At 63.6% G+C, this 13938-nt stretch carries 23 protein-coding genes; 22 read left to right on the top strand and 1 reads right to left on the bottom strand.

Annotated elements, in window-relative coordinates; genetic code table 11:
• Positions 1 to 10 precede the first annotated feature (10 nt).
• From rplP to rpmD, 12 genes are all read left to right on the top strand, one after another.
• Complete coding sequence (rplP, locus tag ACTZWU_RS07935) at positions 11 to 424, top strand: 50S ribosomal protein L16 (protein ID WP_444736812.1); 414 nt, start codon at positions 11 to 13, stop codon at positions 422 to 424.
• A 204-nt stretch (positions 425 to 628) separates the two neighbouring features.
• Positions 629 to 835, top strand: coding sequence for a 50S ribosomal protein L29 (gene rpmC, locus ACTZWU_RS07930; RefSeq protein ID WP_444736811.1), 207 nt, complete (start codon positions 629 to 631; stop codon positions 833 to 835).
• 13 nt (positions 836 to 848) lie between these two features.
• Positions 849 to 1094, top strand: coding sequence for a 30S ribosomal protein S17 (gene rpsQ / locus ACTZWU_RS07925; protein WP_444736810.1), 246 nt, complete (start codon positions 849 to 851; stop codon positions 1092 to 1094).
• Between the two features lie 76 nt (positions 1095 to 1170).
• The gene (gene rplN, locus ACTZWU_RS07920) at positions 1171 to 1539 is read left to right on the top strand and encodes a 50S ribosomal protein L14 (RefSeq protein WP_090746457.1); all 369 of its coding nucleotides are present in this window, start codon (positions 1171 to 1173) and stop codon (positions 1537 to 1539) included.
• Entirely contained in the window at positions 1539 to 1844 is a 306-nt protein-coding gene (gene rplX, locus ACTZWU_RS07915; RefSeq protein WP_444736809.1) for a 50S ribosomal protein L24, read from the top strand. Before rplN ends, rplX begins: the two co-directional genes overlap by 1 nt.
• A complete protein-coding gene (rplE, locus tag ACTZWU_RS07910; RefSeq protein ID WP_444736808.1) occupies positions 1844 to 2404 on the top strand; it encodes a 50S ribosomal protein L5 in 561 nt (186 codons plus the stop codon). The genes rplX and rplE overlap by 1 nt, the downstream gene beginning before the upstream one ends.
• Positions 2405 to 2423: 19 nt before the next feature.
• Entirely contained in the window at positions 2424 to 2729 is a 306-nt protein-coding gene (rpsN, locus tag ACTZWU_RS07905) for a 30S ribosomal protein S14 (RefSeq protein ID WP_444736807.1), read from the top strand.
• A gap of 16 nt (positions 2730 to 2745) precedes the next feature.
• Positions 2746 to 3138, top strand: coding sequence for a 30S ribosomal protein S8 (gene rpsH / locus ACTZWU_RS07900; protein ID WP_444736806.1), 393 nt, complete (start codon positions 2746 to 2748; stop codon positions 3136 to 3138).
• Between the two features lie 10 nt (positions 3139 to 3148).
• Positions 3149 to 3682, top strand: coding sequence for a 50S ribosomal protein L6 (rplF, locus tag ACTZWU_RS07895; RefSeq protein ID WP_444736805.1), 534 nt, complete (start codon positions 3149 to 3151; stop codon positions 3680 to 3682).
• 12 nt (positions 3683 to 3694) lie between these two features.
• Positions 3695 to 4054 (top strand): 50S ribosomal protein L18, encoded by a 360-nt coding sequence (gene rplR, locus ACTZWU_RS07890; protein ID WP_444736804.1) that lies wholly within the window; start codon positions 3695 to 3697, stop codon positions 4052 to 4054.
• Positions 4055 to 4174: 120 nt separating this feature from the next.
• Positions 4175 to 4741, top strand: coding sequence for a 30S ribosomal protein S5 (rpsE, locus tag ACTZWU_RS07885; RefSeq protein WP_444736803.1), 567 nt, complete (start codon positions 4175 to 4177; stop codon positions 4739 to 4741).
• A gap of 12 nt (positions 4742 to 4753) precedes the next feature.
• Entirely contained in the window at positions 4754 to 4939 is a 186-nt protein-coding gene (gene rpmD, locus ACTZWU_RS07880) for a 50S ribosomal protein L30 (RefSeq protein ID WP_103173018.1), read from the top strand.
• Between the two features lie 71 nt (positions 4940 to 5010).
• Here the strand turns inward: rpmD and ACTZWU_RS07875 are convergent, their stop codons facing one another.
• Complete coding sequence (locus ACTZWU_RS07875) at positions 5011 to 5631, bottom strand: hypothetical protein (protein ID WP_444736802.1); 621 nt, start codon at positions 5629 to 5631, stop codon at positions 5011 to 5013.
• A 213-nt stretch (positions 5632 to 5844) separates the two neighbouring features.
• Between ACTZWU_RS07875 and rplO the strand changes: the two genes are divergently transcribed.
• The 10 genes from rplO (at position 5845) to ACTZWU_RS07825 (ending at position 13910) form a co-directional block, all read left to right on the top strand.
• The gene (gene rplO / locus ACTZWU_RS07870) at positions 5845 to 6321 is read left to right on the top strand and encodes a 50S ribosomal protein L15 (protein WP_444736801.1); all 477 of its coding nucleotides are present in this window, start codon (positions 5845 to 5847) and stop codon (positions 6319 to 6321) included.
• A gap of 108 nt (positions 6322 to 6429) precedes the next feature.
• Complete coding sequence (gene secY / locus ACTZWU_RS07865; protein ID WP_444736800.1) at positions 6430 to 7800, top strand: preprotein translocase subunit SecY; 1371 nt, start codon at positions 6430 to 6432, stop codon at positions 7798 to 7800.
• A 48-nt stretch (positions 7801 to 7848) separates the two neighbouring features.
• A complete protein-coding gene (locus tag ACTZWU_RS07860; protein ID WP_444736799.1) occupies positions 7849 to 8433 on the top strand; it encodes an adenylate kinase in 585 nt (194 codons plus the stop codon).
• A gap of 169 nt (positions 8434 to 8602) precedes the next feature.
• On the top strand, positions 8603 to 8971 hold the full coding sequence (rpsM, locus tag ACTZWU_RS07855; RefSeq protein WP_119885002.1) for a 30S ribosomal protein S13: 369 nt from the start codon (positions 8603 to 8605) through the stop codon (positions 8969 to 8971).
• A gap of 12 nt (positions 8972 to 8983) precedes the next feature.
• A complete protein-coding gene (gene rpsK / locus ACTZWU_RS07850) occupies positions 8984 to 9373 on the top strand; it encodes a 30S ribosomal protein S11 (protein WP_444736798.1) in 390 nt (129 codons plus the stop codon).
• 116 nt (positions 9374 to 9489) lie between these two features.
• The gene (locus ACTZWU_RS07845; RefSeq protein ID WP_444736797.1) at positions 9490 to 10506 is read left to right on the top strand and encodes a DNA-directed RNA polymerase subunit alpha; all 1017 of its coding nucleotides are present in this window, start codon (positions 9490 to 9492) and stop codon (positions 10504 to 10506) included.
• Between the two features lie 108 nt (positions 10507 to 10614).
• Positions 10615 to 11037, top strand: a complete 423-nt coding sequence (gene rplQ, locus ACTZWU_RS07840) for a 50S ribosomal protein L17 (RefSeq protein ID WP_444736796.1) — start codon at positions 10615 to 10617, stop codon at positions 11035 to 11037.
• Positions 11038 to 11290: 253 nt separating this feature from the next.
• Entirely contained in the window at positions 11291 to 11902 is a 612-nt protein-coding gene (locus tag ACTZWU_RS07835; RefSeq protein WP_444736795.1) for an autoinducer binding domain-containing protein, read from the top strand.
• Between the two features lie 61 nt (positions 11903 to 11963).
• A complete protein-coding gene (locus tag ACTZWU_RS07830) occupies positions 11964 to 12554 on the top strand; it encodes an acyl-homoserine-lactone synthase (RefSeq protein WP_444736794.1) in 591 nt (196 codons plus the stop codon).
• Between the two features lie 48 nt (positions 12555 to 12602).
• Positions 12603 to 13910 carry a replication-associated recombination protein A gene (locus ACTZWU_RS07825; protein WP_444736793.1) on the top strand — a complete coding sequence of 436 codons (1308 nt, stop codon included), beginning with the start codon at positions 12603 to 12605 and terminating at the stop codon, positions 13908 to 13910.
• The last annotated feature ends 28 nt before the right edge of the window (positions 13911 to 13938 follow it).

Genomic DNA, 13938 nt, shown 5'->3' with positions numbered 1-13938 from the left:
AGTAGAACAGATGCTGCAACCGAAACGGACGAAGTTCCGCAAACAGCACAAGGGCCGCATCCACGGCGAAGCCAAGGGCGGGTTCGACCTGAACTTTGGCTCGTTCGCCCTGAAGGCGACCGAACCCGAGCGTGTGACCGCGCGCCAGATCGAGGCGGCTCGCCGCGCGATCACGCGCCACATGAAACGTCAGGGCCGCGTCTGGATCCGGATCTTCCCGGATGTCCCGGTCTCGTCGAAGCCCACCGAGGTTCGGATGGGTAAAGGCAAGGGCTCGGTCGATTTCTGGGCCGCCCGCGTCCACCCGGGCCGGATCATGTTCGAGATCGACGGCGTCAATGACGTCATCGCCCGTGAGGCCCTGCGCCTTGGTGCGATGAAACTGCCGATCAAGACGCGCATCGTCGCCCGCGAAGACTGGTGATTTCCCGGCCTCGCAAGGGGCCAGGACGCTGACGGACCCCGCCGGGAAACCGGCGGGGTTTCGCATTGGGGCCACGCGCCCCTAAAGGGGTTGCCAAACGGGCTTTCGGCCTGTATGGGCAGGCCTTCATCACGAAACTCCACCGGAATCAGGGTGGCCCTGTGAAACAGGGGCTCTCCGGTGATGTTGAAAGGAAGACGCGTCATGGACGCCAAAGAACTGAAGTCGAAGACGCCCGACCAGCTGAAAGACCAGCTGGTTGCGCTGAAGAAAGAGGCCTTCAACCTGCGCTTCCAGCAGGCCACCGGGCAGCTTGAAAGCACCGCGCGCATGCGCGCCGTCCGCCGCGACGTTGCTCGCGTCAAGACGATCCTGAACCAGAAAGCGGCCGAAGCCGCGGCGTCGAACTGAGGAGGCCCGGTCCATGCCCAAACGTATCCTGCAAGGCCGTGTCGTCTCGGACAAGAACGAGCAGACCGTGACCGTCCTGGTCGAGCGCCGCTTCAAGCACCCGCTGCTGCAAAAGACGGTTCGCTCGTCCAAGAAATACCGCGCGCATGACGCGCAGAACCAGTTCAAGGTCGGTGACACCGTTCGCATCATCGAATGCGCGCCGATCTCGAAGACGAAACGCTGGACTGTCCTGACGGACGAAGCGGCTACCGCGTAAGTCCATCATCACAGATCAGAAATGATCGAAACCCTGGGGCTGCGACAGGCAGTCTCCAAAGGTCGGGAGAAACCAAATGATCCAGATGCAGACCAATCTGGATGTTGCTGACAACTCCGGCGCTCGCCGGGTTCAGTGCATCAAGGTCCTGGGTGGTTCGCACCGTCGCTATGCGTCGGTGGGCGACATCATCGTCGTGTCCGTCAAGGAAGCCATCCCGCGGGGCCGGGTCAAGAAAGGTGACGTCCGCAAGGCCGTCGTCGTCCGCACCGCGAAAGAGGTCACCCGTGAAGACGGCACCTCGATCCGCTTCGATCGCAACGCCGCCGTCATCCTGAACAACCAGGGCGAGCCGGTCGGCACCCGTATCTTCGGGCCGGTCGTGCGAGAGCTGCGTGCGAAGAACTTCATGAAGATCATCTCGCTTGCTCCGGAGGTGCTGTAATGGCTGCCAAGCTGAAAAAGGGCGACAAGGTCGTCGTGCTGGCCGGCAAGGACAAGGGCAAGCAGGGTGAGATCACGGCCGTGTTCCCGAAAGAGAACAAGGCTGTCGTGGACGGCATCAACATCGCCATCCGCCACCAGCGCCAGACCCAGACCAGCCAGGGCGGCCGCATGCCGAAGGCGATGCCGATCGACCTGTCGAACCTCGCGCTGATGGACAAGAACGGCAAAGCGACGCGCGTCGGCTTCCGCGAGGAAGACGGCAAGAAGGTCCGCTTCGCCAAGACCACGGGAGACGTGATCTGATGCTGGACGCAACCAAATACACGCCGCGTCTGCGCCAGCAGTTCCGCGACACGATCCGCGCCGCGCTCAAGGAAGAGTTCGGCTACAAGAACGACATGCAGATCCCGCGTCTGGACAAGATCGTCCTGAACATGGGCGTCGGCGAGGCCGTCAAGGACACCAAGAAGGTGAAGCAGGCGGCTGAAGAGCTGTCGCTGATCGCCGGTCAGAAGGCCGTCATCACGCATGCCAAGAAGTCGATCGCCGGCTTCCGCGTCCGTGAGGAGATGCCGCTTGGCTGCAAGGTCACGCTGCGCGGCGACCGCATGTACGAGTTCCTGGATCGCCTGATCAACATCGCGCTGCCGCGCGTCCGCGACTTCCGCGGCGTGAAGGCGACCTCGTTCGATGGCCGTGGCAACTACGCCATGGGCCTGAAAGAGCACATCGTGTTCCCGGAGATCAACTTCGACAAGGTCGACGAAGTTCTGGGGATGGACATCATCATCTGCACCAACGCGAAGACCGACGCGGAAGCGAAAGCGCTGTTGAAGCATTTCAACATGCCGTTCAGCGCCTGATCGCGGAGGGAAAGAAGATATGGCAAAGAAATCGATGGTCGAGCGCGAGAAGAAGCGCGAGCGCCTGGTCCAGAAATACGCGGCGAAGCGCGCTTCGCTGAAAGAAGTCATCAACGACCAGTCCCTGCCGATGGAAGAGCGGTTCAAGGCTTCGCTGAAGCTGGCCGAACTGCCGCGCAACTCGTCGGCGACGCGTCTGCACAACCGGTGCCAACTGACCGGTCGTCCGCATGCGTATTACCGCAAACTGAAACTGTCGCGGATCATGCTGCGCGAGCTCGGCTCGCAAGGTCAGATCCCCGGCCTGGTCAAGTCCAGCTGGTAAGGGGGCACACAAGATGATGAACGATCCTCTCGGCGATATGCTGACCCGCATCCGCAACGCTCAGATGCGCGGCAAATCGACCGTCCGCACCCCGGCCAGCAAGCTGCGCGCCTGGGTCCTGGATGTGCTGAAAAGCGAAGGCTACATCCGCGGCTATGACGAAGTGACGACCGAATCCGGCCATAAAGAGCTGGAAATCGGTCTGAAATACCACGACGGCACTCCGGTTATCCGCGAGCTGTCGCGTGTCTCGAAGCCTGGCCGCCGCGTTTACGCCGGCGCCAAGGAAATCCCGCAGGTCCGTCAGGGTCTGGGCGTCTCGATCGTCTCGACCCCCAAGGGCGTCATGTCGGATGCAGCGGCTCGCAACGCCAATGTTGGCGGCGAAGTCCTCTGCACCGTGTTCTAAGGAGGGCGGAATGTCTCGGATTGGTAAGAAGCCGGTCGAACTGCCCAAGGGCGTGACGGCCGAGATCAAGGGTCAGACCATCGAAGTGAAAGGGCCGAAAGGCACCCGCAGCTTCACGGCGACCGACGATGTGGACCTGGTCCTCGAAGAGGGCTCGGTTTCGGTGAAGCCGCGCGGCACGTCCAAGCGTGCCCGCCAGCAATGGGGCATGACCCGCTCGATGATCGAGAACCTGACCGTGGGCGTGTCCACCGGGTTCAAGAAAGAGCTGGAAATCCAGGGCGTCGGCTACCGTGCCAACATGCAGGGCAATGTCCTGAAGCTGGCTCTGGGCTATTCGCATGACGTGAACTTCGAGGTGCCCGAGGGCGTCACGATCACGGCCCCGAAGCAGACCGAAATCGTTGTGGAAGGCATCGACCAGCAGCTTGTTGGTCAGGTTGCAGCGAACATCCGCGAGTGGCGCCGCCCCGAGCCCTACAAGGGCAAGGGCATCCGCTACAAGGGCGAGTTCGTCTTCCGCAAGGAAGGCAAGAAGAAGTAAGGGGCGCGAGAAATGGCACTGAAAAAGCAAGAGCTGTTCCAGAAGCGCCGCCTGCGCGTTCGGAACAAGCTGAAAGCGATGTCGAACGGCCGTCCGCGGCTTTCGGTTCATCGTTCGTCGAAGAACATCTCGGTTCAGATCATCGACGATCTGAACGGCGTGACCGTGGCTTCGGCCAGCACGCTGGAGAAGGATTTCGGCCTGGTCGGCAAGAACAACGTCGAAGCCGCAGCCAAGATCGGCGCCGCGATTGCCGAGCGTGCGAAAGCCGCCGGCGTCGAGGAGGTCGTGTTCGACCGCGGCGGCTTCATCTTCCACGGCAAGGTGAAGGCTCTGGCCGACGCTGCCCGTGAAGGTGGCCTGAAGTTCTGATCTTGCGGGCGGCGTCTTCGGGCGCCGCCCCGATGATCCGGGGATGGCTCTTGCGGGTGTCCACCAGGATCGGATGAAACGGCCGCCCGACGGGCGCGCCACCATATGAAGGAATGCCTTATGGCAGAACGTGACAACCGCCGGGGCCGCCGCGAAGAGCGCGAGGAAACCCCGGAGTTCCAGGATCGCCTTGTCGCGATCAACCGCGTGTCGAAAACGGTCAAGGGTGGCAAGCGCTTCGGCTTTGCGGCTCTGGTTGTCGTGGGCGATCAGCGCGGCCGCGTCGGTTTCGGCAAGGGCAAGGCCAAAGAAGTGCCGGAAGCCATCCGCAAGGCGACCGAGCAGGCCAAGCGCAACATGATCCGCGTCCCGCTGCGCGACGGCCGCACGCTGCACCATGACATCGAAGGCCGCCACGGCGCGGGCAAGGTGATCATGCGCACCGCCGTTCCGGGTACCGGTATCATCGCAGGCGGCCCGATGCGCGCCGTGTTCGAGATGCTGGGCGTTCAGGACGTCGTCGCCAAGTCGCAGGGTTCGCAGAACCCCTACAACATGATCCGTGCGACGCTTGATGGCCTGAAGAAGGAATCGAGCCCCCGTTCGGTCGCGGCACGCCGCGGCAAGAAAGTGGCCGACATCCTGCCGCAGGACAACAAGCCGGCTCAAGAAGCCGTCGAAGCGTAAGGAGACAGGCGCATGGCAACCATCGTCGTCAAGCAGATCGGCAGCCCGATCCGCCGCCCCGCCATCCAGCGTGAGACGCTGAAAGGTCTGGGCCTGAACAAGATGAACCGCACCCGCGAGCTGGAGGACACGCCTTCGATCCGCGGCATGGTCGCCAAGATCCCGCATCTGGTGACGATCATCGAGGAAAAGGCCTGATCCATCGGGCCTGACCTGAAAACGCCCCGCAGCGATGCGGGGCGTTTTTCGTTTCCGATCCGGCTGAGGAATCAGTCTCGGTCGCGGCAGGCATAGACCGCACCGCCGACCGCCACCAGGCTGATCGCGGCGCCCGCAACCAGCGCCGGACTGCCCGCCGCCGTCGCCGCCGCCCCGCCAAGCGAGGTCAGCGCGCTGGACACCGCATTGCCGCTGCCGCTGAGGATCACGGCACCCGACCCGTCTGGCAGCGCCTCGAGCCCCGCCATCGCGCCGCGCCCCGCCGCCGATGTCAGCGACCCCGCGACCGACCGCGTGTGGTTTACCCGTTCGCAGAGCGAGGCCCTGCGCGCCTCGCACCGGCCCCAGGCGTCGCGTTCGCCCAGATCGTAGCCCATCACGGAATTCGTCGCCTCGTCGAAGCGCAGGCAGAAGGGGCGGCGCTGGTCGTCCGACAATTCCGGCGTCAGTGCGCGCATGACGACATAGCTGGGGCAGTCATGCGCGCCCCAACGCGTGGCCAGCCGCTCGCGCCGGCTGAAATTGCGCGACAGGCCCGGCTCGGCCGTGTCATAGCCCAGCACCGTGTCGCGGTCGTTGATCCGCGCGGTGCAAAGCGTCGGCTCGCCCGAGGCCGAGGTCGCGCCTAGCGCGGCAAGCGTCAGGGCGGCGGAGAAAAGGGTAAGGCGCATGGTGAACCCCTAGGGCAATCTGAGCGTCTGACTTACCGGCGCCCGCGGGCGGCTCAAGACACAAGACGGTGTGCGCGTCGCGGGACCCGGCTTGAAAGGCGGGCGCGCTTTGGGTATAGGCGGCCGGTGCGCCAAGGGGCGTGCAAGAACAAGCAAGAGAAGCCGCGTCCGCCCTGTTCGCTTCGGGGGCGTGTCCGGCAAAGGAGAAGCGATATGAAACTGCATGAAATCCGCGACAACGAAGGCGCGAATCGCAAGAAGAAACGCGTTGCGCGTGGTCCCGGCTCCGGCAAGGGCAAGACCGCCGGCCGTGGTATCAAGGGCCAGAAATCGCGTTCGGGCGTCGCGCTGAACGGTTACGAAGGCGGCCAGATGCCGCTGTATCGTCGTCTGCCCAAGCGCGGCTTTACCGCGCCGAACGCCAAGACCTTCGCCGTGGTGAACCTGGGCCAGATCCAGGGCTTCATCGACGCGGGCAAGATCGACGCCAAGGCCGAACTGACCGAAGACGCGCTGGTCGCTTCGGGTCTGGTGCGCCGCAAGCTGGACGGCATCCGTCTGCTGGCCAAGGGCGAGCTGAAGGCCGGTCTGACCATCACCGTCACCGGCGCGTCGAAAGCCGCCGTCGAAGCGGTCGAGAAGCTGGGCGGCAAGGTGCAACTGCCTGCCGAAGCAGCGGCGGCCGAATAAGCTGTTGAACGGGGCGCGACTGCCCCATAGATAGCATTCAGGTTTTCTGGCGCCGCCGGTCCCCGGAAATGGGTCGGCGGCGCTGTCATGACACGGGACGGACTTCATATGGCGTCAGCCGCAGAACAGATGGCCGCGAACCTCTCCTGGGGTCAGCTTGGCAGGGCCACGGAACTTCGCCAGCGGATCTGGTTCACGATCGGGCTTCTGATCATGTATCGGGTCGGGACCTACATCCCGGTTCCCGGCATCGACGGGGCCGCGCTGCGGACCTTCATGGAGCAGGCCCAGACCGGCATCGGCGGCATGTTGTCGATGTTCACCGGCGGCGCGCTTGGCCGGATGGGCGTCTTCGCCCTGGGGATCATGCCCTATATCTCGGCCTCGATCATCGTGCAGCTGCTGACCTCGATGGTTCCCTCGCTTGAACAGCTCAAGAAAGAGGGCGAGCAGGGCCGCAAGAAGATCAACCAATATACCCGCTATGGCACCGTGCTTCTGGCGCTGTTCCAGGCCTATGGTCTGGCGCGCAGCCTCGAGGCGGGCGGTCTGGCGCATGACCCCGGCCTGTTCTTTCAGGCCTCGGTCGTGATCACGCTGGTCGGCGGCACCATGTTCCTGATGTGGCTGGGCGAGCAGATCACCGCGCGCGGCGTCGGCAATGGCATTTCGCTGATCATCTTCGTCGGCATCCTGGCCGAGATCCCGGCCGCGCTGGCGACCTTCTTCCAGCAGGGCCGCACGGGCGTCATCTCGACGCCGGTGATCCTGTTCGTGATCTTCGGCCTGATCGGCATCATCGCTTTCGTGGTCTTCATGGAGCGCGCGCTTCGCAAGATCCGCATCCAGTATCCCCGGCGCCAGGTCGGCATGAAGGTCTATGACGGCCAGTCCAGCCATCTGCCGGTCAAGGTGAACCCGGCGGGCGTGATCCCGGCGATCTTTGCCAGCTCGCTTCTGCTGCTGCCGATCACGATCTCGACCTTCTCGGGCAACGAGACGGGTCCGGTCATGTCGCTGGTTCTGGCCTATTTCGGCCCCGGACAGCCGCTTTACCTGCTGTTCTTCGCAGCCATGATCATCTTCTTCACGTATTTCTATACGCAGAACGTGTCGTTCAAGACCGATGACGTGGCCGAGAACCTGAAGAACCAGGGCGGGTTCATTCCCGGCATCCGTCCGGGCAAGCGGACGCAGGATTACCTGGATTACGTCGTCAACCGCATCCTGGTGATCGGCTCGGCCTATCTGGCGGCGGTCTGTCTTCTGCCCGAGGTGCTGCGCGACCAGTTCTCGATCCCGGTCTATCTGGGGGGCACGTCGGTGCTGATCGTGGTCTCGGTCACGATGGACACGATCAACCAGGTCCAAAGCCATCTTCTGGCCCACCAATACGAGGGTCTGATTGAGAAATCCCAGCTGCGTGGTAAACGTAAGCCGGGAACCGCGAAGCCGCGGCGCGCACCGTCGCGCCGCTGAGCGGAAAACGACAGATCAGCCCGGAACGGGTAGCTGAGGGGGACAGCCATGACGATCAACATCATTCTTCTCGGGCCTCCGGGTGCGGGCAAGGGCACGCAGGCCAAGCGCCTTGTGGACGAGCGGGGCTTGGTCCAGCTGTCCACCGGCGACATGCTGCGCGCCGCCCGTTCCTCGGGGACCGAGATGGGCAAGCGCGTGGCCGAGGTCATGGACCGGGGCGAGCTTGTCACCGATGAGATCGTCATCGGTCTGATTCGCGAGCAGCTTGAAAAGGGCGGCAAGGGCTTCATTTTCGACGGCTTCCCCCGCACGTTGGCCCAGGCCGACGCGCTTGGCGCGCTGCTGGCCGAGACGGGCAACAGCCTGGACGCGGTGATCGAGCTGCGTGTCGATGACGAGGCCCTTGTCGGTCGTATCGTCAAGCGCGCCGAGCAATCGGCCGCTGCGGGCGAACCCGTGCGCCGTGACGACACGCCCGAGGTCTTTTCGGACCGTCTTCGTGAATACTACAAGAAGACTGCCCCTCTGATCGGTTATTACTATGCCAAGGGCGATCTGCGGTCGGTCGACGGGATGGCGGCGATGGACGAGGTCGCCTCGCAGATCGCTTCGATTCTGGACCATTCCTGACGGGCAGGGTTGACGTTCGGCCTGCCGGACATTAACGGTCAGCATCTCGCAAGAGAATCACCCGCATCACGCGAGTGGCCCATCGATTGGCCCGAAGGCTAGGCTTTCGGGCCTTGCGTTGTGAAAAAAGGTTCCGGCGTTACGGAACCGCAACTGAAAAGGATAACGCGTGGCACGTATTGCTGGCGTCAACATTCCGACGGGGAAACGCGTCCCCATCGCTCTGACCTACATCCACGGCATCGGTGACATGTTCGCCGAACAGATCTGCGAAGCGACCGGCATTGACCGCACGCGCCGCGTGAACGAGCTGTCGGATGCCGAAGTTCTGTCGATCCGCGAATACATCGACGCAAACCTGACCGTCGAAGGCGACCTGCGCCGCGAAGTCCAGATGAACATCAAGCGCATGATGGATCTGGGTTCGTATCGCGGTCTGCGTCACCGTCGCGGCCTGCCGGTTCGCGGCCAGCGCACCCACACCAATGCCCGCACCCGCAAGGGCCCGGCCAAGCCGATCGCCGGCAAGAAGAAGTAAGGGGGCAGCGACATGGCACGTGACAAGACCCGCATGAAGCGCAAGGAACGCAAGAACATCGCCGCTGGCGTTGCTCATGTGAATTCGAGCTTCAACAACACCAAGATCCTGATTTCGGACGTCCAGGGCAACGCGATTGCGTGGTCCTCGGCTGGGACGATGGGCTTCAAGGGTTCGCGCAAATCGACCCCCTATGCCGCGCAGATGGCCGCCGAAGACGCGGGCCGCAAGGCGCAGGAACACGGCGTCCGCACGCTGGAAGTCGAAGTTCAGGGCCCTGGCTCGGGCCGCGAATCGGCTCTGCGCGCTCTGGCCGCGGTTGGTTTCAACATCACGGCCATCCGTGACGTGACGCCCATCGCCCATAACGGCTGCCGCCCGCCCAAACGTCGGCGCGTCTGATTTCGGATCATCAATGACCGGTTCGCGCGTCCTTTCGCGCGGGCCGGATTTTCGCATTTAACCTCGGGCGTTTCCGGCCACGGTCATGGGTCGGGAACAGGTATGGAGGCAAACCCATGATCCACAAGAATTGGGCCGAACTGATCAAGCCGACCCAGTTGGTCGTCAAGCCGGGCGCCGATGCGACCCGGACCGCGACCCTGGTCGCCGAACCGCTCGAGCGGGGTTTCGGCCTGACGCTCGGGAATGCGCTGCGCCGTGTGCTGCTGTCGTCGCTGCAAGGCGCCGCCATCACCTCGGTCCAGATGGACAACGTCCTGCACGAATTCAGCAGCGTCGCCGGTGTCCGCGAGGACGTGACCGACATCGTGCTGAACCTCAAGGGCGTGACGCTGAAGATGGACGTCGAAGGCCCCAAGCGCCTGACGCTCTCGGCCAAGGGCCCGGGCGAGGTCAAGGCTGGCGACATCCAGGAAACCGCTGGCATCACGATTCTGAACCGCGAGCACGTCATCTGCCATCTGGATGACGGGGCTGAGCTGAACATGGAGCTGACCGTTCAGACGGGCAAGGGTTATGTCGCCGCCGACAAGAACCGCCCCGAGGATGCGCCCATCGGCCTGATCCCGATCGACGCCATCTTCTCGCCGGTCAAGCGCGTCAGCTACGAGGTCCAGCCCACCCGCGAGGGCCAGGTTCTGGATTACGACAAGCTGACCATGAAGATCGAGACGGACGGCTCGCTGACCCCTGAGGACGCCGTGGCCTATGCCGCGCGCATCGTTCAGGATCAGTTGTCGGTCTTCGTCAACTTCGACGAGCCCGAATCGGCGACCCGCCAGGACAGCGACGACGGTCTGGAATTCGATCCGCGCCTGCTGAAGAAGGTCGACGAGCTGGAGCTGTCGGTCCGTTCGGCCAACTGCCTGAAGAACGACAACATCGTCTATATCGGCGACCTGATCCAGAAGACCGAGGCCGAGATGCTGCGGACCCCGAACTTCGGCCGCAAGTCTCTGAACGAGATCAAGGAAGTGCTTTCGGGCATGGGCCTGCATCTCGGGATGGACGTGGTCGATTGGCCGCCGGAGAACATCGAGGATCTGGCCAAGCGTTTCGACGACCAGTTCTGATCTTTCGGCGGGGGCTTCGGTCCCCGCCACCCGGGCATCCCGCCCCAAGGAGAGCGGCCCGCACGCATGGGCTGCCGGACAAAGCAAAAGACGTCATAGGAGATTATCATGCGTCACGCCCGTGGCTACCGCCGCCTCAACCGCACCCACGAACACCGCAAGGCGCTGTTCGCCAACATGGCCGGCTCGCTGATCGAGCACGAGCAGATCAAGACGACCCTGCCCAAGGCCAAGGAACTGCGTCCGATCGTCGAGAAGCTGATCACGCTGGCCAAACGCGGCGATCTGCACGCCCGCCGTCAGGCCGACGCTCAGCTGAAGCAGGACATCCACGTCGCCAAGCTGTTCGAGGTTCTGGGCGAGCGTTACAAGGACCGTCAGGGCGGCTACGTTCGCATCCTGAAGGCCGGTTTCCGCTATGGCGACATGGCGCCGATGGCGATCATCGAGCTGGTTGACCGCGATCCCGAGGCGAAAGGCGCTGCCGACCGTGCGCGTCTGGACGCCGAGATGGCGGCCGACGACGAATAAGCGATCTGCCGCAACCGGCATTGCATGGCCCCGTCAGTTCGCTGGCGGGGCTTTTTCGCGTCTGAATGGGCCTTTTGCGCGTGAATCTTATTTGAGCATACATAAATACGGGCACTGATTAACGAACGCTGACGCTACGTCATGAAAGAATTGTTTTCTTGCGATGGCGCTTTGCTGTTAACGCGCTGGAAACAAAATTCAGCCATGCTATTTTCCAGGTTGACGCATTCGAAAGCAATTTGTCTAAAAAGCCATGTCCCCACGCGCCGATATCAACGCCGGACTGACGAAACTGGGCAGGTTTGCCCAGTCCGGTTATTTTGTCGGTCTGCATATTCGTTTCGCCGCGCCGCTGATGCAGTTTCAGACCTACGCGCAGGAATGGTCCGATTTCTATTCCCAGAACGGTTATGCGCTGCGTGACCCAACGATTGCCTGGGGCTTTTCGACGGTCGGGTCCTGCCGCTGGTCTGCCTTGCCCATCCCTGACCCGTTCAACATCCTGGCTGATGCCGCGAATCACGGCTTGACCTTTGGGGTGACGGTTTCGCATGGGCCGATCAGCTCGCGCACCATCGCCAGTTTCGCTCGCGCCGACCGCGAGTTCACGGATGCCGAGATCGCCGAGATCGAGGCGACAGTCAGGCTGCTCCATGATATTACCGAGCCGCCCGAGAGCCTGACCAAGGCTCAGAAAGAAGCCCTTCGCTGCATCGCGCAGGGCGACCGGCACGCAGCAGCGGCGGCCAAGCTTGGAATTACGGAAAGCGCATTCAAGGCAAGGTTGATTTCCGTGCGTGAGCGTCTGAACGCCCGCACCACTGCCGAGGCGCTGCAAAGGGCCAAGGAATACCGCTTGTTGTAGCCGACTTGCCCGGTCGTTCCGCGACGCGTGAAGGTCCCCTCTCACTCCAGGAGAAGCCTCGATGCAGATGACCACTCTCTCTTTTGCCAATTTGCACAACCATGGCGAGTTGTTCGCAAACCTTTTTCGCGCACGAAAGCAAAGTTTCATCGTCCAGAAGAACTGGGACCTGCCCGAGGTCGATGACATGGAGTTCGACCAGTATGACACGCCGCAAAGCCGCTGGATCGCGATTCACGACATGGGTACCGTTCTGGCCGGCATCCGCCTGACGCCCACCACCGCGCGCTGCGGCATCTACAGCTACATGATCCGCGACGCGCAAGAGGGGATCCTGGGTGGCTCGATCCCGCAGGATCTGCTTTACGCGCCCGCGCCGGTCGATCCCCATATCTGGGAATGTTCGCGCGTGTTCGTCAGTCACGCCATCCCGCAGGTCTATCGCCGCAAGGTGCATTTCAAGATGGTCGAGGCGATGACCTCGTCTGCGCGCGAACAGGGCGCCACGCGGCTGATCGCGCTGACCGGGGCGAACTGGCCGCGCTGGTATGGCCGCTGCGGGCTGACCGCCGAGGCGCTTGGCCCGATCCTTTGGATCGACGATGGCGAATTCCAGTGCGTCTCGATCGACCTGACCGACAAGATGCACTGATCGCGGGGGGTGTTCGGCGGGGCAGGGGGCGCCTAGACTGGCGCCATCATGCCCGATCTGTTCGACTCGCCCTCTGCCACCCCGCCCGAAGCGCCGCGTCCGCTGGCTGACCGCATCCGCCCCGCGCGCCTGTCCGAGGTGATCGGCCAGACGCGCATTCTGGGCGCGGATGGGCCGCTTGGGTCCATGCTGGCGGCGGGCAGCCTGTCCTCGCTGATTCTTTGGGGGCCGCCGGGCGTGGGCAAGACCACCATCGCGCGGCTTCTGGCCGACGAGACGGATCTGGCCTTTGTCCAGATCAGCGCGATCTTCACGGGCGTGCCAGAGCTGCGCAAGGTGTTCGAGGCCGCCCGCCTGCGCCGCCAGCAGGGCAAGGGCACGCTGCTTTTCGTCGATGAGATCCACCGTTTCAACAAGGCGCAGCAAGACGGCTTTCTGCCGCACATGGAGGACGGCACGATCCTTCTGGTCGGCGCCACGACCGAGAACCCGTCCTTTGAACTGAACGCCGCGCTTCTGTCGCGCGCGCAGGTCATCGTGTTGGAACGCCTGTCCTTGGCCGAGCTGGAATTGCTGGCGCAGCGGGCCGAGCGTGAGCTGGGCCGCAAGCTGCCCCTGACGCCCGAGGCGCGCGACGCGCTGCTGGGCATGGCCGATGGCGACGGTCGCGCCATCCTGAACCTGATCGAACAGGTGGCGGCGTGGAAGACCGCCGCGCCGCTGGACACTGACGCCATGGCGCAGCGCCTGATGCGGCGGGCGGCGAAATACGACAAGTCGGGGGACGAGCATTACAACCTGATCTCGGCGCTGCACAAATCGGTGCGGGGCAGCGATCCGGATGCCGCGCTCTACTGGTTCGCCCGGATGCTGGAGGGGGGCGAGGACCCGCGCTATCTGGCGCGCCGCATCACCCGCATGGCGGTCGAGGATATCGGCCTCGCGGATCCCGCCGCCGCGCGGCACTGTCTGGACGCCTGGGCCCTCTATGAGCGTCTGGGCAGCCCCGAGGGCGAGCTGGCGCTGGCGCAGGCGGTGATCTATCTGGCGCTGGCGCCGAAATCCAACGCGGGTTACGCCGCCTACAAGGGCGCACGGGCCGAGGCGCGCCGCACTGGCAGCCTGATGCCGCCCGCCCATATCCTGAACGCGCCGACCAAGCTGATGAAGGAACAGGGCTACGGCGCGGGCTATGCCTATGACCATGATGCCGAGGACGGGTTCAGTGGCCAGAACTATTTCCCCGACGGCATGAAGCGCCCGGTTCTCTATCTGCCGGTCGAGCGTGGGTTTGAACGGGAACTCAAGCGGCGGCTGGACTGGTTCGTCAGCCAGCGGCTCAAGCGGGGCGGTTGACTTTGGCCCCGCCGCGCCACAAACCCGG

Source organism: Paracoccus sp. NSM (assembly GCF_052379855.1).
In the GTDB taxonomy this organism is placed as follows: Bacteria; Pseudomonadota; Alphaproteobacteria; order Rhodobacterales; family Rhodobacteraceae; genus Paracoccus.
This window is presented reverse-complemented; position numbering and strand designations above follow the sequence as displayed.

Bases quoted from the DNA above. Each gene is read 5' to 3' on its own strand.
- rpsQ (WP_444736810.1), top strand. From the start codon at position 849: ATGCCCAAACGTATCCTGCAAGGCCGTGTCGTCTCGGACAAGAACGAG.
- ACTZWU_RS07830 (WP_444736794.1), top strand. From the start codon at position 11,964: ATGCAGATGACCACTCTCTCTTTTGCCAATTTGCACAACCATGGCGAG.
- rplX (WP_444736809.1), top strand. From the start codon at position 1,539: ATGGCTGCCAAGCTGAAAAAGGGCGACAAGGTCGTCGTGCTGGCCGGC.
- ACTZWU_RS07835 (WP_444736795.1), top strand. From the start codon at position 11,291: ATGTCCCCACGCGCCGATATCAACGCCGGACTGACGAAACTGGGCAGG.
- rpmD (WP_103173018.1), top strand. From the start codon at position 4,754: ATGGCAACCATCGTCGTCAAGCAGATCGGCAGCCCGATCCGCCGCCCC.
- ACTZWU_RS07860 (WP_444736799.1), top strand. From the start codon at position 7,849: ATGACGATCAACATCATTCTTCTCGGGCCTCCGGGTGCGGGCAAGGGC.
- rpsH (WP_444736806.1), top strand. From the start codon at position 2,746: ATGAACGATCCTCTCGGCGATATGCTGACCCGCATCCGCAACGCTCAG.
- ACTZWU_RS07845 (WP_444736797.1), top strand. From the start codon at position 9,490: ATGATCCACAAGAATTGGGCCGAACTGATCAAGCCGACCCAGTTGGTC.
- rplR (WP_444736804.1), top strand. From the start codon at position 3,695: ATGGCACTGAAAAAGCAAGAGCTGTTCCAGAAGCGCCGCCTGCGCGTT.
- rpsN (WP_444736807.1), top strand. From the start codon at position 2,424: ATGGCAAAGAAATCGATGGTCGAGCGCGAGAAGAAGCGCGAGCGCCTG.
- rplP (WP_444736812.1), top strand. From the start codon at position 11: ATGCTGCAACCGAAACGGACGAAGTTCCGCAAACAGCACAAGGGCCGC.
- secY (WP_444736800.1), top strand. From the start codon at position 6,430: ATGGCGTCAGCCGCAGAACAGATGGCCGCGAACCTCTCCTGGGGTCAG.
- rplQ (WP_444736796.1), top strand. From the start codon at position 10,615: ATGCGTCACGCCCGTGGCTACCGCCGCCTCAACCGCACCCACGAACAC.
- rpmC (WP_444736811.1), top strand. From the start codon at position 629: ATGGACGCCAAAGAACTGAAGTCGAAGACGCCCGACCAGCTGAAAGAC.
- ACTZWU_RS07875 (WP_444736802.1), bottom strand. From the start codon at position 5,631: ATGCGCCTTACCCTTTTCTCCGCCGCCCTGACGCTTGCCGCGCTAGGC.
- rplN (WP_090746457.1), top strand. From the start codon at position 1,171: ATGATCCAGATGCAGACCAATCTGGATGTTGCTGACAACTCCGGCGCT.
- rpsE (WP_444736803.1), top strand. From the start codon at position 4,175: ATGGCAGAACGTGACAACCGCCGGGGCCGCCGCGAAGAGCGCGAGGAA.
- rpsK (WP_444736798.1), top strand. From the start codon at position 8,984: ATGGCACGTGACAAGACCCGCATGAAGCGCAAGGAACGCAAGAACATC.
- ACTZWU_RS07825 (WP_444736793.1), top strand. From the start codon at position 12,603: ATGCCCGATCTGTTCGACTCGCCCTCTGCCACCCCGCCCGAAGCGCCG.
- rplF (WP_444736805.1), top strand. From the start codon at position 3,149: ATGTCTCGGATTGGTAAGAAGCCGGTCGAACTGCCCAAGGGCGTGACG.
- rplO (WP_444736801.1), top strand. From the start codon at position 5,845: ATGAAACTGCATGAAATCCGCGACAACGAAGGCGCGAATCGCAAGAAG.
- rplE (WP_444736808.1), top strand. From the start codon at position 1,844: ATGCTGGACGCAACCAAATACACGCCGCGTCTGCGCCAGCAGTTCCGC.